At 48.0% G+C, this 24194-nt stretch carries 7 protein-coding genes; 4 read left to right on the top strand and 3 right to left on the bottom strand.

All coding sequences use genetic code 11. The annotated features are described in order from the left end of the window. Window positions 1-2 precede the first annotated feature (2 nt). Together R7F07_RS12075 and R7F07_RS12070 are read right to left on the bottom strand one after the other, a co-directional pair. Window positions 3-1352, bottom strand: a complete 1350-nt coding sequence (locus R7F07_RS12075) for an HlyD family type I secretion periplasmic adaptor subunit (RefSeq protein WP_033906830.1) — start codon at window positions 1350-1352, stop codon at window positions 3-5. A 9-nt stretch (window positions 1353-1361) separates the two neighbouring features. After that, a complete protein-coding gene (locus R7F07_RS12070) occupies window positions 1362-1730 on the bottom strand; it encodes a hypothetical protein (RefSeq protein WP_031777210.1) in 369 nt (122 codons plus the stop codon). Between the two features lie 182 nt (window positions 1731-1912). Between R7F07_RS12070 and R7F07_RS12065 the strand changes: the two genes are divergently transcribed. The 4 genes from R7F07_RS12065 (at window position 1913) to R7F07_RS12050 (ending at window position 23436) form a co-directional block, all read left to right on the top strand. Beyond that, window positions 1913-20014: a tandem-95 repeat protein gene (locus R7F07_RS12065; RefSeq protein WP_318110512.1), complete on the top strand. Its 18102-nt coding sequence runs from the start codon at window positions 1913-1915 to the stop codon at window positions 20012-20014. Window positions 20015-20180: 166 nt separating this feature from the next. Then, window positions 20181-20534, top strand: coding sequence for a hypothetical protein (locus tag R7F07_RS12060; protein WP_005375589.1), 354 nt, complete (start codon window positions 20181-20183; stop codon window positions 20532-20534). A 121-nt stretch (window positions 20535-20655) separates the two neighbouring features. Next, window positions 20656-22656 carry a methyl-accepting chemotaxis protein gene (locus R7F07_RS12055; RefSeq protein ID WP_318110511.1) on the top strand — a complete coding sequence of 667 codons (2001 nt, stop codon included), beginning with the start codon at window positions 20656-20658 and terminating at the stop codon, window positions 22654-22656. 300 nt (window positions 22657-22956) lie between these two features. Then, complete coding sequence (locus R7F07_RS12050; protein ID WP_005388254.1) at window positions 22957-23436, top strand: Dps family protein; 480 nt, start codon at window positions 22957-22959, stop codon at window positions 23434-23436. 108 nt (window positions 23437-23544) lie between these two features. On the opposite strand, the gene R7F07_RS12045 is transcribed toward R7F07_RS12050, so the two are convergent. Next, the gene (locus R7F07_RS12045) at window positions 23545-24159 is read right to left on the bottom strand and encodes an HAD family hydrolase (RefSeq protein WP_318110510.1); all 615 of its coding nucleotides are present in this window, start codon (window positions 24157-24159) and stop codon (window positions 23545-23547) included. Window positions 24160-24194 lie beyond the last annotated feature (35 nt).

Below are 24194 nucleotides of genomic sequence, written 5' to 3'. Positions count from 1 at the left end.
CATCACCTCTCATCGAATGCGTCTTCGATAGCCGACATAACCGGCTTCGCTGCGTATTCGATAACCCGGCGTGAACCTGTTTTCACGTCTGCGGTAAACTCCATATAAGGGGACAGCTTGTATTGTGTGCCTCCGCGCTCTAGATAGTTTTGACTGATTTGGATTTCCGCGAGGTAGAATTCAGCGTCTTCTTCTTCATAAGAAGAACGGCTGATCGATGCAATTCGACCTTCCAAAAATCCGTATTTGGCAAAGTTGTAGGTATCCATCTTCACTTTGACCGCTTGTCCGATTTCTACAAAACCCATGTCTTTACGCGGGATCTTCGCCTCTCCATGAAGGGCGTTATTGATCGGTGCAATGTCCGCGATGCTTTCACCTGGCGGTATCACAGCGGAGCGGAAGTTGAAGTGCACTTTATCTACTACACCGTCAATAGGGGCGTAAACCACGAGGCGATCCACTTTATCTGAGTGTTGAGGACGTAATATACGTTTCAACTTTAAGTCCTTGTTTGCTTGAATGATTTGTGCTTGATACTCGGCATTACGATTCTCCACCAAGTCTCGGTACTGCTTCTCTAGTTTGTCGAGTTGGAAGCGCTCATTCATGACCGACTCATCGAGATTTTCAATCTCACGCACCATGTTTGACTCTTGAACCTGCATATTCAGAACATCGACATAAGATGCCATTTCTTCTTTGTACAAGGTGTTCTTGATATTGAGCTGCTTGCGAATCAAAGAAAGTTGATTCTCGGAGCTTTTACGGCGCTTGAGCATTGAATCAATAAGCGAATTCTTATGTTGGATATCGTGAGTGATCAACTCTTCATTGGAACGGTTTTTAGAAAATTCTTGCTGCCAGGTATTCATGTTGACTTGCACTAATTCTGGGTACTTTTCGATGTAGGCAGAAAAATCGGGTTCCACCATATCGCGCAGGCTTTCGTAACGAATCTTGTCTAGCTCAAGCTGAATGATCTCTGTGTTTACCGTATCAAGTTGAGTGTTTCTATCCAGAGAGCGAAGGCGTGCAATAGGCTGACCTTCATAAACCACTTCGCCTTTGCGCACTAGCATTTCTTCTAGAATACCGCCTTCAAGGTGTTGCACTTTTTCGATGTCAGATTCGAGCAATAGCTCACCGCGCACCGACACCACAATGTCGATACGAGCCTGAGATGCCACGGCGATAGCCACCATGGAAAGCAAAAAGATAACCAGCAAGGTTTTGTGTACGCTGGTCATTGCACTGGCTAGCACGATTGTATCGTCTGCTGTTACCTTCGAAGCTTCGTTGTTCGAAACGAGCGCCTTTTTGAGGTGATGTTCTATTTGCTTATTGCTCATGAGCCACCCCTACGATTCACTACCTGTGCGGCTATCGATTGAATTTTCGATTTTTAACAGCTGGCTAATTTGTTTGTTTACGTTGTTAAGCTCGGTTTTAACATCCTCGATCAATTCATTAGGAGCAGGGAAATGGTGTTTGTTTAAGTGTTCAAGCTTTGCCAATTTTGGTGGTAAGTCGTCATCACATAACAAGACGAGAATGGTCTTTAGTCTTTTTGAATAACATCTGAGTGCTTCAAAACGGTTTTGTTTATGCAGCATCTCAATATCAATCCCTGCGTCACTGAAATCTTGGTAAAAATCGCCTAATAGCAATTGCAGCCCTTTATGGCTGTTGTCGACTGAGCGCAACAGATTTGTCATATTTATCATTATCCCACCGCACTAATTGCTTTAATGACAACAAGTAAGGATCTTTATACTGGGTTTTCAAATTTTTTTGTTTTTATGGAACTCGAAAGGTATGAAAAAAGTTGTATAAAAAAGTTGGTTTCTAAAAATGGTGTCCTTTACTGCCTCTAAATACGATCAGTTAGCTAAAAGCAACGGAGGCTGTAATGGCAGGCGACACTAATCAAGAAAAAGACAATGAAAAGCTTAACGATGCGGTAGAGCAAACAGAAACGAAGGATACGGGGACAAAAGAAGAAAAACAGCAGTCGACCGTCTCTTCGACTGTAGCGACCGGTGCTGAAAGTGCAGATGCTGTTGATGAAGCCAATCGTGCGATGGAAGAAAATCCTAGTGGCGCGGGTACGGAAGAAGAAGCAGTGAGCTCGGGTGGCGCAGTTCAAGAAGAGGATACTGAAAGTAGCAGCGACTCTGACGCTGCACAATCCAATGTTGTTGATAGTGTAGCTTCTAGCGGAGAATCAGGTGACGAGGCTCTGGGCAGCGGTGGTTCGGATTCTGGGGCGGGTGCCCAAGCGGTCGGTGGTGGTGATGCCTCTGGCTCTGAAGGTGGTTCGGACGCAGAAGGCAATGAAGCGCAAGGACAAGCGGTACAAACTTCATCTGCGCCAAGTGCTTCTTCAGACTCTGAAGGTTCTCAAGGTGGTGACGAGCTAGATTCAGAAACCACTGAAGAGAGCTTCGCGGTGGATGTACAAGACACCAGCGAAGAAACTACGACGCAAGTAGAAGACGATTTCGACTCCGAAACTACGAGCGAAACGTTCCAGATTAAAGTCGAAGGTGAAAATGACGCGCCAGAAGTAGGGCAAGATCTGGCATACATCATGGATGAAGATGGCACTATTACCTTCACTCAAGAACAACTTCTCGGATACACGAGTGATGTTGATGGCGATGATCTTGCCGCATTCAACGTGCAAGTGGGTGCTAATGCATCGGTTGTGGATAATGGTGATGGCACTTATACCGTCACACCTGATACTGATTTTAATGGTGAACTCGGCTTAACGTTTGATATCAGTGATGGTCAAGAAACCATTTCTAGCTCGATTGATTTAACTGTTCGTCCAATCAATGACGCACCAGTGCCTGAAGATAAAACCTTTGAGGTGGAAGAAGACGGCACCCTGATCTTCACCGATGCTGACCTGCTTGCTGGCGCTACCGATATTGAAGGCGATAACCTAACCGTTGAAGGCGTGAGTTACGATGGTGGCGACGGCATCCTGACCGACAACGGCAATGGGACTTATACTTTTGCGCCAAATGAAAACTTCAATGGTGATGTGAACTTCAGCTTTGATGTGTCCGACGGCACAGATACGGTTTCTGCCAACATTGATGTCAGTGTTACGCCTGTCGATGATGCGCCAGTGTCGGGCAATCTTGCTTACTCGGTGGATGAAGATGGCTCGATTCGTTTGAGCCAAGAGCAGTTGTTGTCGCAAGCTTCCGATGTGGAAGGCGATGCACTGACGGCATCTAATCTTTCGGTAGATGGCAATGCGACGGTGACTCAAAATGACGATGGTAGCTTCACCATCACGCCGGACGCAGATTTCAACGGTGATATCGACATCAGCTTCGATATCTCAGATGGCACGAACACCGTTCAAGCAACCGCTGATCTAACCGTTAACCCAATCAACGATTTGCCGGTTCCTCAAGACCAGCAGTTCAACGTGGAAGAAGATGGCACGCTGATCTTTACGGACGCTGACCTGCTTACTGGCGCAACGGATATTGAAGGCGATAACCTAACAGTTGAAGGTGTGATCTACGATGGTGGCGACGGCATCCTGACCGACAACGGTAATGGGACTTACACTTTTGCGCCAAATGAAAACTTCAATGGTGATGTGAACTTCAGCTTTGATGTGTCCGATGGCACAGATACGGTTTCTGCTAACATTGATGTAAGCGTCACGCCTGTCGATGATGCGCCAGTGTCTGGCAATCTTGCTTACTCAGTGGATGAAGATGGCTCGATTCGTCTGAGCCAAGAGCAGTTGTTGTCGCAAGCTTCTGATGTGGAAGGCGATGCACTGACGGCTACTAACCTTTCGGTAGATGGCAACGCGACGGTGACTCAAAATGACGATGGTAGCTTCACCATCACGCCGAACGCAGATTTCAACGGTGATATCGACATTAGCTTTGATATCTCAGATGGTACGAATACCGTTCAAGCAACCGCTGACCTAACCGTTAATCCAATCAACGATCTGCCTGTTCCTCAAGACCAACAATTCAGTGTGGAAGAGGACGGCACACTGCAATTTACTGATGCGGATCTGCTTGCTGGTGCGACCGACATTGAAGGCGATGACCTTTCTGTAACGGGAATCAGCTATGAAGGCACCGACGGCGTTCTAACTGACAATGGCGATGGCACGTATAGCTTTGCGCCAAATGAGAACTTCAATGGCGATGTAAACTTCAGCTTCGACGTATCTGATGGCACAGATACGGTTTCAGCGAATGTAGATGTGAGTGTCACGCCGGTGAATGATCCTCCGGTGGCTGGTTCAACGTCTTACACGGTTCACGAAGACAACTCTATTACCATTTCTGACGCGCAACTGTTGGCAAATTCTTCGGATTTAGAAGGGGATGTCTCGATTGATAGCGTGAGCTACTCTGGCAGCGATGGTGTGTTGCAAATCAATGGTGACGGTACGTACACCTTCTCTCCAAATGAAAACTTTAATGGTGAAGTGACGCTTGATGTTGTCGTCGCTGATGAAGAAGGCGCAACGGATGCCACCACTGCTGGCATTACGGTGCTGGAAGTGAACGATCCACCAGTCGCAGGACCAACTTCTTACACCATTGATGAAGATTCAGTTCTGACGTTTAGTGAGTCGCAAGTGCTGTTGAATGCCTCTGATGTGGAAGGCGATGTAGAGCTTGTTGGCATTAGTTACGATGGTCCGGATGGCATTTTCACCGTTAACGATGATGGAACGTGCAGCTTCGCGCCAAACGAGAACTTTAACGGACAAGTTCAGCTTGATGTCACCATTCGAGATGAAGATGGAGCAGAAGTTGATACCGTCATCAATGTGAATGTATTGCCAATCAATGATGCGCCAGTATCGGGTGATTTGGCTTACAGTGTTGATGAAGACGGTGCGATTACACTCAGCCAAGAGCAGCTTCTTTCTCAAGCGTCTGATATTGAAGGCGATGACCTGACTGCTAGCGATTTGACTGTCGATGGAAACGCAACCGTTACAGCGAACGATGATGGCAGCTTCACGATTACACCAGATGCGGACTTTAATGGTGACATTGATATCCAATTCAACATTACAGATGGCACAGACACTATCCAAGCAACGGCGGATCTAACGGTTAATCCAGTTAACGATCTTCCTGTCCCTCAAGACCAGCAGTTCAGTGTTGAAGAAGACGGCACGCTTCAGTTTACCGACGCAGACCTACTTGCTGGCGCGACCGATATCGATGGCGATAACTTAACGGTTGACGGCATTAGCTATACAGGCAGCGATGGTGTGCTGACTGACCACGGTGATGGTACTTACACCTTTGCACCAAATGAAAACTTCAACGGTGATGTCAGCTTTAGCTTTGGTGTTTCTGACGGCACTGAGACCGTACCAGCAAATGTGGACGTGAGCGTCACTCCAGTGAACGATCCTCCGGTTGCGGGTTCTACGTCTTACACGGTTGATGAAGACAACGCAATTACCATTTCTGACGAGCAGCTTCTGGCTAACTCTTCGGATGTGGAAGGCGCAGTGTCCATCGATAGCGTGACCTATTCAGGCACCGATGGCGTATTCCAAGACAACGGTGACGGCACTTATACCTTCATGCCGAATGAGAACTTCAGCGGTGATATCAGCCTTGATGTGATTGTTGCGGATGAGCAAGGTGCGATTGACGAAACGACCGCAGGCATTACCGTCATTGAAGTGAATGACCCTCCAGTTGCCGGTCCAACGTCTTACACGATTGATGAAGATTCAGTTCTGACATTCAGTGAGTCACAAATTCTTGCCAACGCATCTGATATCGAGGGCGATGTAGAGCTTGTTGGTATCAGCTATGAAGGCTCGGATGGTATCTTTACCGTTAATGGCGATGGTACTTGTAGCTTTGCGCCAAACGAGAACTTCAATGGCCAAGTTCAGTTGGATGTGACCATTCAAGATGAGAATGGGGCAACCGTTGATACGCACATCAATGTCGATGTATTGCCAATCAACGATCCACCAGTATCGGGCGATTTGGCTTACACCATCAACGAAGACAGCTCAATTACGCTAAGCCAAGAGCAGTTGCTTGCCAAAGCGGGCGATATTGATAGCGAGAACCTTGAAGCCATCAATCTATCGACAGATGACAACGCGACAATTCAATACAACGATGATGGCAGTTACACCATCACACCGGATGAAAACTACAACGGCGACCTAGATCTGACCTTCGATATCATTGATAACGATGGCGGCTCGGTACAAGTTGGTCTGGATATTACGGTTAATCCTGTGAATGACTTGCCACAAGCGCAAGATCAACAGTTCACGATAGAAGAAGATGGCACCTTGCTGTTCACGGATGCAGACCTATTGGAAGGTGCATCGGATATTGATGGCGATGATCTGTCTATCGAAAACGTTCTCTACACAGGTGCGGATGGTGTACTTACCGACAATGGCGATGGTACTTACAGCTTTGCGCCGAATGAGAACTTCAACGGTGACGTCCAGTTCACATTCGATGTGTCTGACGGCACAGGTTCAACACCTGCATTCATTGATGTCAGCGTGACACCAGTGAACGATCCACCGGTTGCAGGTTCAACGTCGTACACGGTTCAAGAAGATGGTCAAATCACCATCAGTGACGAGCAGTTGTTAGCCAACTCTTCTGATGTGGAAGGCGACGTAGCCTTGGCGAATGTTAGCTACTCTGGTAACGACGGTAGCTTCGTGGACAATGGCGACGGCACATATACCTTCACACCAAATGAGAACTTTGACGGTAACATTTCGCTCGACGTTACGGTCATCGACCAAGATGGTGCAACGGATACGACAACCGCAGGCATCGATGTTATCGCGGTGAACGACGCTCCTGAAACATCAGGCATTCAAGCTGAAGTGGATGAAGATAACGCCATCACCATCACGCAAGAACAGTTGCTTGCGAATGCGACAGACATTGAAGGTGATGACCTTGTTGCCAGCAATCTACAAACCAATGACCCAGATGCGACGATCGTAGCCAACGATGATGGTTCATTCACCATTACGCATACGGAAAACTTTAACGGTGAGTTGGACTTCACTTATAACATCAGCGATGGCGAAAATGATGTTCTGACCACGTTGGATCTGACCGTTAATCCTGTCAACGATGCGCCAGAAGCGGGCGACGAGATCTTTATTCAAGCAGAAGAAGACCAAACAGTGGGTGTTTCTCTGCGTGAAGAGCCTGCGTTACGTCTCGACCAAGCCCCTGAAAACGGCATCATTGAAGCAAATCTAAATGACGAATGGGTACAGCTAGAAGTCGGGCAGGAGGTGCCTGCAGACACGGAAGTGCGCTTCATTCCAAACGATGATGCATTGGCGAACGGTACGCATACGAGTAAAATTGGTACCTTTGATGACAACGCTAGCCTCGATGATTGGGGGACTGCTGTTGACCCTTACACACGTGAGTTTGTTGATAGTGATTTGAAAGTTACCGTTCAAAGTAATGACGACCCACTCGGTGCGTGGAATGGTAAAACACACATCGGTCACGGTATTGGCGATACTGACCGCCAAGGCTTGAGCGGTGATGAAAAACTGACTGTGACCGTTGAAGGCCAAGACATCAACGAAATCAGCTTCCACCTAGATGGTCTAGGCGGCTGGTTTATGGAAGAGTCTCGCCACTTTACGGAAGTCGAAATTCGCGCCTTTAACTCTGATGGTGACTTGATCGACTCGATGACTTACCACAAAGAAGATCGTGGTAGCTATGAGACGGATTACACCCTAACGGTGAACGAACCGGTATCTTACTTTGAGCTAGGTACGATTCAAGGTAACGGTACTTACGTGGTTCAAAACATGACGGTTTCGCAAACTTGTCATGATGAAGCGGTGTTCACATCTATTGGCGTGGACGGCACGGAAATCACGGAAACGGTAGAACTGAATATCCGTGAAGGTGACAGTGAAATCGAACTGACGGCTGATCTGCCAAATGTGACCATCGATACCGAAGGTTCTACGCAGTTTGCCTCTGTGGTTATCACTGAAGAGCAGCTTCTCGCACAAGCGAGTGATATCGATAGTGACGTTCTTGATATTCAAAACCTAGAGCTGGTGGGGGATAACGCGGAGCACGCTACGTTAACCGACAACGGCGATGGTACATGGACAGTCACACCGGATGAGAACTTCTATGGTGAGATTGAGCTTGGTTACCAAGTTACGGATGGTGAACTCACCGACGACAACATCATCAACATCAACTTCGAAGCAGTAAATGATGCGCCAATTGTTTCTGGTCCGATTGTGTTGTCGACAGATGAGGATGTGGGCATTACGTTTAGCGCGGACGATCTGCTTGCGAATACAAGTGATGTGGAAGGCGATGCACTGTCTATCTCTGATATCTCTTACAGCGGTGATAACGGTGAGCTCGTCGACAATGGCGACGGCACTTACACCTTTATGCCGAATGAAAACTTCAATGGTGAAGTCGACATCGATTACAAAGTCTTCGATGGTACCGATGAAGTCGATACCCATCTAGATCTGACCGTTATTCCGATCAACGATGTGCCAGTCCCTGGTGCACCGCTGCATACTCAAATGCTAGAAAACGGCACGATCATCATCGAAGCAAAAGACCTGTTATCAGGTGCGACCGATGTGGATGGCGACATTCTGCATATCGAGAATCTGCTGCTTGTTGACCAGTCACAAGGTACGTTGACAGACAACGGCGACAACACCTTTACCTTCGAACCAACTTCGAACTTCTATGGTGAAGTGAACCTGACCTTCGACATCAGCGATGGTCAAGCAAGTGCACCAAGCACAGCGAAGATCGATGTTGAGATCGTCAACGAAGGTCCAGAGGTTAGCGGTCCAGTTGATGCGGTCGTCGATGAAGATGGCTCAATTACCATCACTCAAGAAGACTTATTAGCGAACGCGACGGACGTGGATGGTGACAACCTTGAAGCGGTGAACCTGTCGACCAACGATCCTAATGCAACCATCGTTGAGAACGCTGATGGTAGCTTCACGATTACACCGAGCGAAAACTTCTTTGGTGAAATCGAATTTACTTATGACGTAACGGACGCGATTGAAACCGTCGCTGCGGATCTAAACCTCACCGTTAACCCAGTGAACGACCTGCCAGATGTACCTGATTTGTCCTTTACCACAGAAGACGGCGAAGCTATCACGATTACTGAAGCAGAGCTGCTGGCTCAAGCGACGGACATCGAAGGCGATGACTTATCTGTTGTGAACGTGACGAGCCTAAGCGATATGGTTCAAGTGACAGACAATGGCGATGGCACTTACACGTTAACGCCGGAGCAGGGCTTCTTTGGTAATGTTGACCTCACGTTTGATGTGAGCGATGGCACCGATGTGGTGGCGGCAAACATCGACTTGAAAGTTGAGTTCGTTAACGATGCACCAGAAGCAGCACCAATCGTGGCAGACGTGGACGAGGATGGCTCTATCCTCGTAACACAAGAAATGCTGCTTGAAAACGCCAGCGATCAAGATGGTGATGACCTATACGCAACGGCACTAGAAACCAATGATCCGAATGCCTCTATCGTGGATAACGGTGACGGCACCTTTACCGTTACGCCTTCACAGAACTTCAACGGAGACATCGAGTTTACTTATGAAGTAAGCGACGGTGAATTGAGTGTTGTCAATGAAATGACATTGACGGTGAACCCAGTCAATGACATTCCAATTGTTGCGCCTGGCATGTACCACATTGAAGAGGATGGCAGCATCCTGTTCACGCAAGAAGATCTTCTAAGTGGTGCGATTGATATTGATGGTGATGACCTCACCGTTACCAGCATTAACTACTCGGGTGATGAAGGTACTGTAACGGACAACGGTGACGGTACGTTTAGCTTCGTACCAGAAGAGCACTTCAGTGGTGACTTACAATTCAGCTTTACGGTTTCTGACGGCACTGATGAAGTTGAGCAAGACATTAATGTCCATATCGAAGCCGTGGCAGATGCGCCAGACCTAGTCATCACTGATGGCGATGGTCGAAACGTGGATGACCAAGCAATCTTGGTCGAGCCAGGCGGTATTGTTGAAGTGAACATTGCTGCAGCATTGGTTGACCAAGACTTGTCAGAAACGCTGACTGTGACCGTGGATGGTGTTCCAGAAGGTTCGGTGATCAGCTACGACAACGAAGGGGTACTTAACGATCAAGACAACGGTATCACCAGTTTTAACGATACTGAAATCACGGTTACCTTTGAAGGTGAAACCGCGGGTTACCAAAACGCAGCTGGCTATTACAAAGTTGATGAAGACGGCAATATCACCGGCGTTGAAGTGGTGTACGAAAACGCCTCTCAAGTTGGCGGAGGCGGTGACCTAGTTCCGGGACAAGATCAGTTCAGCTTCCAAATCTCGGAAGGGGAAAGCTTCAACCTATTCTTGATTCCTAACGGTCACAACTTCAATGACTTTGCGTCCATGCAAGATGGTCAGTACGAGTTCCGTGCAGCAGATGGCTCTCCTGCGAACATGGATACGGTCGACCCACAACTCGTGTTTGTGGGTGCTGATGGTTCTGAAACCGTGATTCAAAGCCAATTTGGTGATGCAGTCTTCCATGGCGGCACAAGCTCAGAGCTCAACCAAGATGGCATTGAACATACTCGAACTACTGTGAACGAAGACGGTGAACTGGTTTACGGCTTTGAAGATCTCTACGGTGGCGGCGATGCCGATTACAGTGACTTCAACTTCACCATTGATGTAGGTGAAGTGAACAGCCAGATCTACAGCGGTGAAGTAACAGTCGGTCCAGATGGTTCTGTAACGCTTCCAACCACAGCAATTGAACAAGAGCTACAGATTCAATTGCCAGAAGACTTTAACCAACAGCTAGAAATCAATGTAACGGCAACGGCGACAGAGCTATCAAATAATGATTCTGAAACCGTTTCTCAAACCATCTACGTCAATGCAACGGGTGCTCACATTGAACATACACCTGAAGCATTGCCTGTTTCTGCTGTGGTTGAAGAAGATGGTTCAATCCTAATCACGCAAGAAGATTTGCTCGCTAATGCGCGTGACTTGGATGGAGACCAACTGACAGCACTGAACTTGGCAACGGATGATGAAAACATCACCATCACAGACAATGGTGACGGTACTTACACGTTAACACCAGATGCGGACTTTAATGGTGACATCACCTTTACGTTCGATGTGTCTGACGGCGATGATGTTGTCTCAACCAACCTTGAGTTATTGGTGTCACCAGTTAACGATGCGCCTGAACCACAAGATCAAGCGTTCACCATTGGTGAAGATGGTGTGCTGACCTTTACTGATGCGGATCTCCTAACAGGCGCTACCGATATTGAAGGGGATGACTTATCTGTTGAGGGCGTCACTTACACAGGCGCGGACGGTGTTCTTACTGACAATGGTGATGGCACATATAGCTTCGCACCAAACGAGAACTTTAATGGCGACGTGAACTTCACTTTCGATGTTTCCGATGGCACGGATACCGTGACGGCGAATATCGACGTAAGCGTGACGCCGGAGAACGATCCACCGGTTGCAGGCAGCACGGCTTACACCGTTCATGAAGACAATTCGATTACCATTAGTAACGAACAGCTGTTGGCTAACTCGTCTGATATAGAAGGCGAAGTGGCGATTGATAGCGTGAGCTACAGCGGTAACGATGGTGTGTTAGAAATCAACGGTGATGGTACGTACACCTTCTCACCAAACGAAAATTTCAGCGGCGAGGTGAGCCTAGATGTTGTCGTTGTCGATGAAGATGGTGCAACGGACTCGACCACTGCAGGCATTACTGTGATTGAGGTAAATGACCCACCAATCGCAGGTCCTACTGCATACACTATCGATGAAGACCAAGTTCTAACCTTCAGTGAATCGCAAGTGCTACTGAATGCTTCGGATGTTGAAGGGGATGTCGAGCTAGTAGGCATCAGCTACGACGGTCCAGATGGCATCTTCTCAGTAAACGGTGATGGTACTTGTAGCTTTGCACCGAATGAAAACTTCAACGGCCAAGTGCAGTTGGATGTGACCATTCGCGATGAAGATGGTGCAGAGGTCGATACTTACATCACAGTCGATGTCTTACCAATCAATGATGCACCAGTATCGGGCAACTTGGCGTACAGCGTCGACGAAGACAACTCAATCACGTTGAGTCAAGAGCAGCTTCTTGCTCAAGCATCGGATGTAGAAGGCGACGCATTAACCGCATCTAATCTAGTGGTTGATGGCGATGCAACGGTTACGGCAAACGACGATGGTAGCTTCACTATCACGCCAGATGCGAACTTTAACGGCGACATTGATATCACGTTCGATATCAACGACGGCAGCGATACTATTGTTGCAACGGCGGACCTAACCGTTAACCCAGTTAATGATTTGCCGCAGCCAGAAGATCAAGCGTTCACCATTGGTGAAGATGGCGTGTTGACCTTCACTGATCAAGACCTGCTGGATGGCGCAACGGACATCGATGGTGATGATCTATCGGTAGAGGGCGTCACTTACACAGGCGCAGATGGTGTCCTAACTGACAATGGCGATGGCACTTACAGCTTCGCGCCAAACGAGAACTTCAATGGCGACGTGAACTTTACCTTCGATGTTTCTGACGGCACGGATACCGTGACCGCGAATATCGATGTGACAGTCACACCAGAGAACGATCCTCCGGTGGCAGGCAGCACCTCTTACACAGTGCATGAAGACAACTCGATCACCATCAGTGACGAGCAGTTACTGGCGAATTCATCAGACGTCGAAGGAGATGTCGCGATTGATAGCGTTAGCTACAGCGGCACAGATGGTGTGTTCCAAGACAATGGTGACGGTACGTACACCTTCTCGCCAAACGAGAACTTCAATGGCGAAGTGAGCTTAGATGTTGTCGTGGTCGATGAAGACGGTGCGACGGATTCAACTACCGCAGGTATTACAGTACTTGAGGTGAACGATCCACCAATCGCAGGCGCGACCAGCTACTCAGTGAACGAAGACGAAGTCATCACCATTAGCTCTGAGCAGTTATTGGCGAACGCTTCTGACGTTGAAGGTGAAGTTGCGATTGATAGCGTAAGCTACAGCGGCTCTGACGGTATCTTTACTGATAACGGTGACGGCACATTCAGCTTCGCACCAAACGCCAACTTTGATGGCGATGTTAGCCTAGATGTTGTGGTTGTTGATGAAAACGGTGCAACTGCGGCAACTAACGCAAACATCGATGTATTGCCAATCAACGATGCGCCAGTATCGGGCAACTTGGCTTACAGTGTCGATGAAGACAATTCAATTACGCTAAGCCAAGAGCAGCTTCTTGCTCAAGCATCGGATGTAGAAGGCGACGCGCTAACCGCATCTAACCTAGTGGTTGACGGTGATGCAACGGTCACGGCAAACGATGATGGCAGCTTCACCATCACGCCTGATGCGAACTTCAATGGTGACATTGATATCACGTTCGATATCAACGATGGCACCGACACTATTGTTGCAACGGCTGACCTAACGGTTAATCCAGTTAACGACCTACCACAGCCAGAAGATCAAGCGTTCACTATTGGCGAAGATGGCGTCTTGCTGTTCACTGATGAAGATCTGCTTGATGGCGCAACGGATATCGATGGCGATGACCTATCGGTAGAAAGTGTGTCTTACACTGGCGCAGATGGTGTCCTAACCGACAATGGTGATGGCACTTACAGCTTCGCGCCAAACGAGAACTTCAATGGTGACGTGAACTTTACCTTCGATGTTTCTGACGGCACGGATACCGTGACCGCGAATATCGATGTGACAGTCACACCAGAGAACGATCCTCCGGTTGCAGGCAGCACGTCTTACACGGTGCACGAAGACAATTCGATCACCATCAGTAACGAGCAGTTATTGGCTAACTCATCTGACGTCGAAGGCGAAGTAGCAATCGACAGCGTCAGCTACAGTGGCGCAGATGGCGTGTTCCAAGACAATGGTGACGGTACTTACACCTTCTCGCCAAACGAGAACTTCAATGGTGAAGTGAGCCTTGACGTTGTGGTCGTCGATGAAGACGGTGCAACGGATTCAACCACCGCGGGTATTACAGTACTTGAGGTAAACGATCCACCAATTGCCGGTGCAACTAGCTACTCAGTCAACGAAGACGAAGTCATCACCATTAGCTCTGAGCAGTTATTGGCGAATGCTTCTGATGTTGAAGGTGACGTCGCGATTGATAGCGTCAGCTACAGCGGCTCCGACGGTATCTTTACTGACAACGGCGATGGCACATTCAGCTTCGCACCAAACGAAAACTTCAACGGTGATGTTAGCCTAGATGTTGTGGTTGTTGATGAAGACGGTGCAACTGCGTCAACCAATGCAAGCATCGATGTATTGCCAATCAATGATGCTCCAGTATCAGGTGATTTGGCTTACAGCGTGGATGAAGATGGCTCTATCACTCTCAGCCAAGAACAGCTTCTTGCACAAGCCGGCGACGTAGATGGTGATGACCTAACCGCATCCAACCTGACTGTTGACGGTAATGCGACCGTTGTTGCGAACGATGATGGTAGCTTCACTATCACACCGGATGCGGACTTCAATGGCGACATTGACCTGAGCTTCGACATTACGGACGGCGATGCAACCATTCAAGCGACTGCCGATCTGACTGTGAATCCAGTAAACGACCTACCAACGGTTGGTCAGCCACAGTTCGTCACGCAAGAAGACACCAGCTTCACCTTTACCGAAGAGCAACTGCTGCAAAATGCAGGTGATATCGATGGTGATAACCTAACGGTTGAAAACGTTGCTTCTGACAGCGGTACTTTGGTTGATAACGGTGACGGCACGTACACCTTCGCTCCGAATGAAAACTTCGATGGCAACGTGAACGTGACGTTTGACGTCAACGATGGCACCGCAACCGTGCCAGCAGAAGCGAACATTGATGTTCAATCTGTGGTTGATATGCCAGAGCTGTCTATTGCTTCAGACTTGGTGATTGCGTCTGATAACTTCGAGTCTGGCTCGAACGGTTGGAACGCGAACACCGAAAGTTCACAAGGCTTCGAAACGGGTGATATGCTGGGTCGTATTGGTGGCACTGGCGGTGATGAAGCGGTCAGCAAAACCTACGAGATCCCAAGCGATGTCAACGAAGTGAATATCTCGTTTAGCTTCTACGAAATCGATTCTTGGGATGGCGAGTCGTTCCAAATCTTTGTGGGCGGTGAACAGCTAACCACCTTGGAAAACTCCGCGTTCCGTACTCAAGATGGTACGACAACGCTTTACGACTCAGATGGTAATGAAGTGGGTGAAGTGATCCACGGAGCCTCTCAACGTGAAGGCTTCAGTGGTTGGAATGACCAAGCTCACCAAATCAACCTAACGGTTCCTGTCGAGGATGGTGAATTGCAACTGGGCTTCGGCTCAACCTTGAATCAAGACGTTTGGGATGAATCGTTCGGTATCGACAACATCGAAATCACGGTAGCGGATGCGGATTACCAAATCATTGGTACCGAAGATACACCTGTGCCGCTTGATATCGATGCAGCATTGACCGATACCGATGGCTCAGAAAACCTCGCTATCTTGATTGAAGATGTGCCAGAAGGCAGCGCATTATCAGCGGGTGTTGATAATGGCGACGGCACTTGGTCACTACAACCAGGCGAGCTAGAAGGACTAGAGTTTATCCCTTCTGCGGACTTCAATGGCGATGTGACGCTAACCGTGAATGCAACCTCTACGGATGTAGATACCGGAACCACGGCGACAGCGACGCAAGATGTGACGATTCATATCTCGCCAACCAATGATGCACCAGAAGTGACGGGTGACATCAGCGCAGTCACTGCCGAAGACAACAGCATTACGCTAACTCAAGAGCAGTTACTTGAGCATGCCGTTGATATTGATGGTGACGACCTAAGCGCAATCAACCTGAGCACCAATGATGAAAATGCAACGGTTGAAATGAACGAGGATGGCAGCTTCACCATTACTCCGAGCGAGAACTTCTACGGCGACATTGAGTTTAGTTACGATGTCACGGATGGCGAAGAAGTGGTGGCGGCTGGTCTCGACTTAACAGTAACACCAGTCAATGACGCTCCAGAGCCACAAGATCAAGCGTTCACCGTGGGTGAGGACGGTCTTCTTACCTTCACAGATGCTGACTTGTTAACAGGCGCGACTGATGTAGAAGGTGACAACCTAACAGTTGAAGGCGTGACTTACACAGGTGCAGACGGTGTTCTCACCGACAATGGCGATGGCACGTACAGCTTCGCGCCGAATGAGAACTTCAATGGCGATGTGAACTTTACGTTCGATGTGTCAGACGGTACGGATACGACCTCTGCCAACATTGATGTGAGTGTGACGCCAGAGAACGATCCACCAGTTGCGGGCAGCACGTCCTACACCGTTCATGAAGACAACTCGATCACCATCAGTGACGAGCAACTACTGGCTAATTCGTCGGATATTGAAGGCGACGTAGACATCAGTAGTGTGACTTACAGTGGCAACGATGGCGTCTTCCAAGACAATGGTGATGGTACGTACACCTTCTCTCCAAACGAGAACTTCAATGGCGAGGTCAGCCTAGACGTTGTAGTTGTCGATGAAGAGGGTGCGACAGATTCAACCACTGCGGGTATTACCGTTCTTGAGGTGAACGATCCACCAATCGCAGGTGCGACAAGTTACTCTGTCAATGAAGACGAAGTCATTATCTTCACGGAAGAGCAACTGCTAGCGCAATCAAGCGATGTGGAAGGTGACGTGAGCCTAGAAAGCGTCTCTTACAGTGGTAGCGACGGCATTCTAACGGCGAATGACGATGGCACTTACAGCTTCGCACCAAATGAAAACTTCAACGGTGGCGTAAGCCTAGACGTAGTCGTCGCTGATGAAGACGGTGCAACTGCGACAACCAACGCGAACATTGATGTATTGCCAGTCAACGATGCTCCGGTATCTGGCGACTTGGCTTACAGCGTCGATGAAGACGGTTCAATCACATTGAGTCAAGAGCAGTTACTGGCTCAAGCGGGTGACGTCGACAGCGATAATATAGAAGCAGTGAACTTAACCGCGGTAGCCAATGCAACCGTTGTTGAGAACCAAGATGGTAGCTTTACGATTACGCCTGATGCGAACTTCAATGGCGATATCGACCTAAGCTTCGACTTGATTGATAACGATGGTGCGAGCGTGGAAGTGGGCGTCGACCTAACGGTAAACCCAATTAACGATGCGCCGCAATCAACGCCAGTGAATATTGCTGGCACCGAAGATACCACCATTCTTATTACGCAGGACATGTTGCTTGCTAACGCGACAGACATCGACAACACCTACGATGAACTGTCTGCTGTCGACCTAGTGATTGATGAGCAATACGGTGATTTGCTAGACAACGGTGATGGTACTTGGTCATTCACTCCGGCTGAGAACTTCAATGGTGATGTGCCAATGTCGTTCGGTGTTAGCGATGGTGATTTAGTTACGCCGGTTGAAGGCAATCTAAACGTCGAAGCGGTTAACGATGCACCAGAAGCGCCAACCATCCAGATGCAAGGCGAAGAAGATGTGGTCATGGTGATTGACCCAGCTTACATCGCTGATCAAGTTACGGATCTTGATGGTGACGAAATCAGCGTAGAAAGCATCACGGTTCGTGCTCCTGCAAACGCGACATTAACCCAGCAACCAGATGGTATGTACCACTTGGTAACTACTCAAGACTTCAATGGTTTGGTGGAACTGGGCTACACCGCGACGGATGGTGAAGAAGTGGTTGAAGGCTCGTTGAATGTGGATGTCATTCCAGTCAACGATGCTCCATTCAATGTGGGTAATGCCTTTATGGCAACTGACGAGGATGGCGCATTCACCTTCGACGCTGGCGACCTGATGAACTTGTTCGGCGATATCGACACTGAAAACCTAGTCGTATCACGCATTATCACCGCAGAAGGTGAAGATGGTGGTGAGGTAACAGACAACGGTGACGGTACTTGGACATTCACACCAACTGGCGATTTTGCAGGGGTTTCTGACTTGCAAGTCGTGGTAAGTGACGGTGAGTTTGAAACAGTACTTGATGTGCCTGTGTTTGTTCGCCCTGTTGCGGATGGCGCGGTCATCACAACCGACCATGATGGTCCATTAGTCTTCGGTGAAGACGAAACAGGTCACCTAGGCTTGAATGTCGGTCTAATCGACGATTCAGAAACGCTAAGTAACCTAGTGATGACTGGTTTCCCTGTTGGCTTCGAAGTTACGGATGGTGTGAATACCATTACCATTACGGAGCCGGGTCAATACATCGACTTGAACGAGTGGGATATTTCAGACCTGCAAATGACGCCTCCGGCTGACTTTAATGGCGAGTTCTTCGTAACCGTGACCGCAACAACGGTGGATTATGGTGACGAGCCAGAAGAGTTCGAAGATGGCATCGATTCAGGTGACTTCGAAACCCTAGCGGGTGAACCTGTTATCCTAACCGCAGATGACCTAATCGGATTGGCAGAGAACGTAGACGCTGACGCGGGTGATGAAGTGAAATTCGTTCACCTAGCTGATCGCAGCCAAGGTGAGATTGTCGATAACGGTGATGGCACATGGACATTCAATCCAGCACCAGGCTTTACTGGTGAAGCGGATATCGCTTACGTGATTGATAAAGACGGTGTGCTTCATGATGAGCAAACAGGCGTGGTCGTGAAAGAAGACGCACCACAAGAGAATGCTTCTCCAGAAATCGACAGCATTTCTACCACAGAAATGGCAGCGGATGGCACCTTGTCGTTCACCAATGATGACATGCTATCGACCTTGAGCGATGCAGAAGGCGACAGCTTGAGCATTGAGTCAGTGAGCCTAATGGAAGGTCAAGGTGTGATAGAGACCGATAACCAAGGTAACTACCAATTCACACCAGCAGAAGGCTACACCGGAGATGTTCAAGTTGGCTTTATTGCAACTGACGGTGAAAACCGCATTGAGAGCTTCTTTAATGTCGACATCCAAGGTGAAGGTGAAACCACTACCAGCGAAGGCTACGCACTCGCTGATGATGGTTCACTAACACTAACGGAAGCACAGTTGATTGATGAGCTTGGCATTAGCCCTTCAGCAGAAGTGTTGGATGTCGCCGATGCAAACGATGCAGGTTTCTTCGCGAAATCAGGTGACGAAGAGTGGACATACTGGCCGAACGATGACTTCGATGGCAATTTGGCTATGGATGTTCAGGTCAACGACAACGGTGAAGTATCGACTCAGAATCTGAGCATCCAAGTTGCGGACGATTCAGCGCAAAGTGACGAGCCACAAATCCAAACTGCTCGAGCATCATCAGAGCAGCAAGTTGGCGAAGCGCAACAGCCTGAAGAGCAAGCAGCAAACGGTGCAGACAGTGAAGAGGAGAGCGCAGCTGATGTGACTGCAGCACCAGGCGATACCATTTCTATCTCGGTTCCAGATGAGGTCAGTGGTAACGAATCGGTGGATTATGCAGAAATGTCCGGTCTACCTGATGGTGCATCAGTAAGCAACGCACTGGATAATGGCGATGGCAGCTTCACATTAAGTGGCAACCTGAACCAACCAGTATCGGTTGACTTACCAGAAGGTTACGAAGGTACGAGCGAAATCCAATTCCAAGGTTACGACGAATTGGGCAGCGCAGTAGAAGGTGCGAGTGGCACAGTTGAAGTTGAAGTCGATGATCAATACACGATGCAAGGTTCTGCGCAAGATCAGCAACCAGACATGGCGGGTATGGAATCTGGCGGCAGCGACTGGACAAGTGCGGGAGGTCAAGATCAAGGTGTTGACTTCACGGATGACTCTGGCAGCTTCGACTCGGATACTCAAACGGGTACTGACCAAGGCAACGATTTCGATCAAAGCTCAATGTAACCAACCATAGACGAGGGCAGTGTCATTGCTGCCCAAATCAAAGCCATGCAGAGCCTACTTTGCATGGCTTTTTTGTTGGTCTTCTTTCTATGAGCTTTAGAAAAAACTTGGAAATTGAAAAAAGTATTCTTAGCTAGTTAAAGAGTGAGTTATAAGGAGGAGCGATATGTACCGTTATGTCAGTTCGCCAAAAGCATCGAAGTACATAGTGCCACCACCACAGCATCGTGAGTTGTCGAGTATCGATGTGCCGGAGTCAGAACTAGAGATGCGTGAAATTCTGAACAATTGGTTTGCCGATGGATTGGCGCCCATCATTCAGAATGAAGACAATTACATTTCTGCTAATGAGCAGCAGCGCTTTGAGCAGCTCAGCCGTACGGTGGGCGTGCTACTGCGTAACAAAGATTACTACTTCGCCACCAAGCGGATTCTTTCGTTGTGGGAGCAAGACTGCTTAGAAACCACTTACGTTAATTATCTGATTTTACGTAGTGAGCGCATACCATACTTCGAATAAGTCCCATTTATTGGCTTGAAATAGTGGTTTACATGGTTTTCTTGGTAACTTTTGATACCCGTATTTAACATTTTTGTAAACATCGTTATATTTAAGGCTCATCGTTGTCAGGAGTTTATGGATGAACCTTACGATATCAGGGAAGTTGCAGCTCAGTTTTGTGCTGCTAGCCGTACTTTTTATGGCATCAGCGGTATTCACGTATCGCAACGTCACCACCGTAGAGCAATATGCCTCTTCGTTACTTAAATCCGATTTACCGACCGTCGACACAAGTCGCGGTATCCAACAGTCCGTTCAAGCGTCGCTGTCTTCTATTCGAGCCTACATGTTGCTAGGTGGCGATGAAGAGGCGAGCGCACGTCTGAGTGAGGACGTGCGCAATATCATGGCATCTACAGACGAGTCGCTTCCAACGTTGCAGGCTTTGATCTCTGAACAGGATTTTCAAGCGATTCAAAGTCAGTGGGATGCGGTAAAAGTTTCTCTAAACAAGCTGATTGAACTTAGCCACAGTGATGAGAACTTACCCGCACACAACCTCTTTATTAACGAAGCGGCACCCATTGCAGAAGTGGCACTTGACCAGCTTCAAAGCTTAATCAATGAAGAGTCGGGAAACCCATTTGGTGGAGATAGAAAGCGTCTGTTTAAAGTCTACGCCGACAGCTATACCTCGCTCGCCAATGCTCTGTCCGCCTTGCGAGATTTCCTGTTGTACGGGCAGCAAGATCACCTAGACAAATACCACGACTTGATTAAGTACCATAATCAGTCTGTAGCGGAAATCGATAGCAAACTCGACAGACTTACCGATAACGACCAATCACTGTGGTCACTGTTTAAAGAAATGCAGCAACTGTACTTTCCTTTAGCAGAGCAGGTGATTGCATTACGTCAGTCACCAGAGTGGAACGAATCAAACTTGCTGATGGCGAACGAACTGTTGCCAGCAGCGGATGCACTAGACCAAAGCTTAGAAACGATCGTATTGGCTCAGCAAAGTCGTGCTGATCAAAGTGGACAGGGTATTAATCAGTCGATCAAGAACGTACTCACCACTATGTTGATTGCAGCGGCATTGGTTTTGTTTGCCGCAGTAGCGATTTCAAAATACATGGGCAACACCATTGGTCGCCGAGTGAAAAACTTATCGGAGCGAGCCAAGACGATCGCTTCAGGAGATGTTTCTCAGCCTCCGTTAACTGTTGTTGGGAAAGATGAATTGGCAGACCTTACCGATTCGATTAACCGCATGAACCAATCGTTAGCGAGCATCGTGGCAGGGGTGAGTGAAAAAGCGCACCAAGTGGATACCAGCATGGGGGCTTTATTGGAATCGGCGCAAGTCACCTCATCGAATGTTGAACAGCAACAGACCAGCATTGTTGAAATGGGAAGCCAATTGGATGAAATCGCTTTAGCCGCGCGTAACACCCTAGATCAAGCCAATCAATCGGTGCAGAAGCTTTCTGACTCAAAAGGCGAGATTGAACAAGGTCGTGATGCTTTAGAGCAAAACAAAGTCACCATGGAAAGCTTACATGGCAGCATTGAAACCGCGAGCACGCAAGTGACGCAGTTAAGCAAAGAGAGCGAAGCCATTGGTCGAGTGACGGAAGTGATTGAAGGCTTAGCAGAACAAACTAACTTACTGGCATTGAATGCCGCGATAGAAGCAGCGCGTGCGGGTGACCAAGGACGAGGCTTTGCGGTTGTGGCGGACGAAGTACGCATGTTAGCGACGCGCACTACTCAATCGACGACAGAAATAAACGGCATTATCAATGCGATTCAACGCTCGACCAATTCGGTGGTTGAGGAGATTGAACACAGTCAATCACTTGCGGAGCAGGGCGCTGAGCACATTGAAAAAGCGGTAACTCGTTTGCTCGTCACGACCGAGCAAATAGGTTCCTTGAATGAACAAATGGCAGAGCTTGCGGCAGCGGCAGAGCAGCAATCTCATGCGACCAATTCGATCACTGGATTGATGTCCGGTATTACTCAATCAGTGGATGAGGTTTCGAATAACAGCCAACGCGCATCAGAGACATCATTGCAAGTAAAAGAGCAAGTTACCGAGCTGAATCAACAGATGGCAACTTTTACAACGGCGTAGATAAGATTTACGTCTGTTCATCTACTTTTGAACGTTAACCAAATAGTAAAAAAGCCCCAATCCTTTTGACACAAAAAGGGTTGGGGCTTTTTGTTGGATGATACGCCGATATTCGTCTACTTGCTCATTGGATTTAGCTATTTAAATCATAGTTAAAACCAAATTTTCTTCACCGAGCCGGAGTCGTAATATGACTCCATCGGCAGCAAATACTGCAAAAGAATTTTTAAACTTTATACCAATCCCGGTAAGAGAATCGTTCGTTACTACGATTGGTATCATCCTTCTAGGAGCAAGATTATGAACAAACAAGTAAGCCTAATTGGTCTAGACAGCGAACAATCAGCACAACTAGCTCAACAGCTAAATCAACTGCTGGCGCATTACCAAGTGTTGTACATGAACTCTCGCGGTTACCACTGGAACATTAAAGGTGCGCAATTCTTCGAACTGCACGTAAAATTTGAAGAAATCTATACTGATCTACAAACAAAAATCGATGAGCTTGCAGAGCGTATTCTAACTTTGGGTCATACGCCAGCGCATGCATTCAGCAACTACTTGGAAGCAAGTGAAATTAAAGAACATCAAAACGCGACTTCTGGTGAGGAGTGTGTACAAGGTCTGGTTCAAGGCTTTAGCGTTCTACTTCTAAAACAGCGTGAGATTCTACAAAACGCGGGTGAAGCAGATGACGAAGGTACAGCGGCATTGATGGGTGACTACATCCGTGAGCAAGAAAAATTAATGTGGATGCTTAACGCTTACCTACAAGGCTAAGTGGCGCATCACCCAAGTAATCCTTGGGAACGCATGAAACAATCGGGAATAAGTCATAAGGGGCACGTTGGTGCCCCTTTTTTTGTTTGCGTATTTTATATGTGTGCTTTATTTGCGTGGTAAGGATTCGAAACGGCTCAATAAATCACTGAGTTCATTAAGCGCCAACGAGGCTGAGTCATTGAAGGTTTCTTGATTACCGTGATGAACAAGGCAAGAGGGCATCTGCGCGTTATACGCTGCCTGTAAGTCGTAAAGGTAATCGCCGACATAAAGCACTTCATCCGGCATCAAACGCCACTCTTTCGCTAATATCTGCAGAGACAAAGGGTCTGGCTTGGGCGGGAAGCATTCGCGAGTGATGACTCGCTCCACTGAGATTTGGTTGTGTTCTAGTTTGCGCTGCGTGGCGATTTGGCAGTTGCGCGTCACGATAGCGGTTTTGATTTCATTTTGATGCAAGTGGGCGAGCAATTCATGGCAGCCAATCATTGGAGCAGACTGCTCAGCATCAGAAATCTCGTAATCAAATATCACGTTATGAGCGTGCTCTCGATGATGAGGATGCTCAAGTGCGTCGACAAAATCCAATAGATCTTCGCTTTGCGGACAACCTAGCTGTTGTCGCAATTCGCCGAAGTTCATATCAGAACTCACCAAGGTGTTGTCTAAATCAAACACCACGGCTTTAATTTTATCGAGCTGTAAAGGGAATGGAATCATAATGACCTCGTACAACTTAACCGAACTATCGTTTT

Origin of the sequence: Vibrio sp. YT-16 (assembly GCF_033337405.1) — a bacterium.
Lineage (GTDB): Bacteria > Pseudomonadota > Gammaproteobacteria > Enterobacterales > Vibrionaceae > Vibrio > Vibrio alginolyticus.
This window is presented reverse-complemented; position numbering and strand designations above follow the sequence as displayed.

Bases quoted from the DNA above. Each gene is read 5' to 3' on its own strand.
- R7F07_RS12065 (WP_318110512.1), top strand. From the start codon at position 1,913: ATGGCAGGCGACACTAATCAAGAAAAAGACAATGAAAAGCTTAACGAT.
- R7F07_RS12050 (WP_005388254.1), top strand. From the start codon at position 22,957: ATGAACAAACAAGTAAGCCTAATTGGTCTAGACAGCGAACAATCAGCA.
- R7F07_RS12045 (WP_318110510.1), bottom strand. From the start codon at position 24,159: ATGATTCCATTCCCTTTACAGCTCGATAAAATTAAAGCCGTGGTGTTT.
- R7F07_RS12060 (WP_005375589.1), top strand. From the start codon at position 20,181: ATGTACCGTTATGTCAGTTCGCCAAAAGCATCGAAGTACATAGTGCCA.
- R7F07_RS12075 (WP_033906830.1), bottom strand. From the start codon at position 1,352: ATGAGCAATAAGCAAATAGAACATCACCTCAAAAAGGCGCTCGTTTCG.
- R7F07_RS12055 (WP_318110511.1), top strand. From the start codon at position 20,656: ATGAACCTTACGATATCAGGGAAGTTGCAGCTCAGTTTTGTGCTGCTA.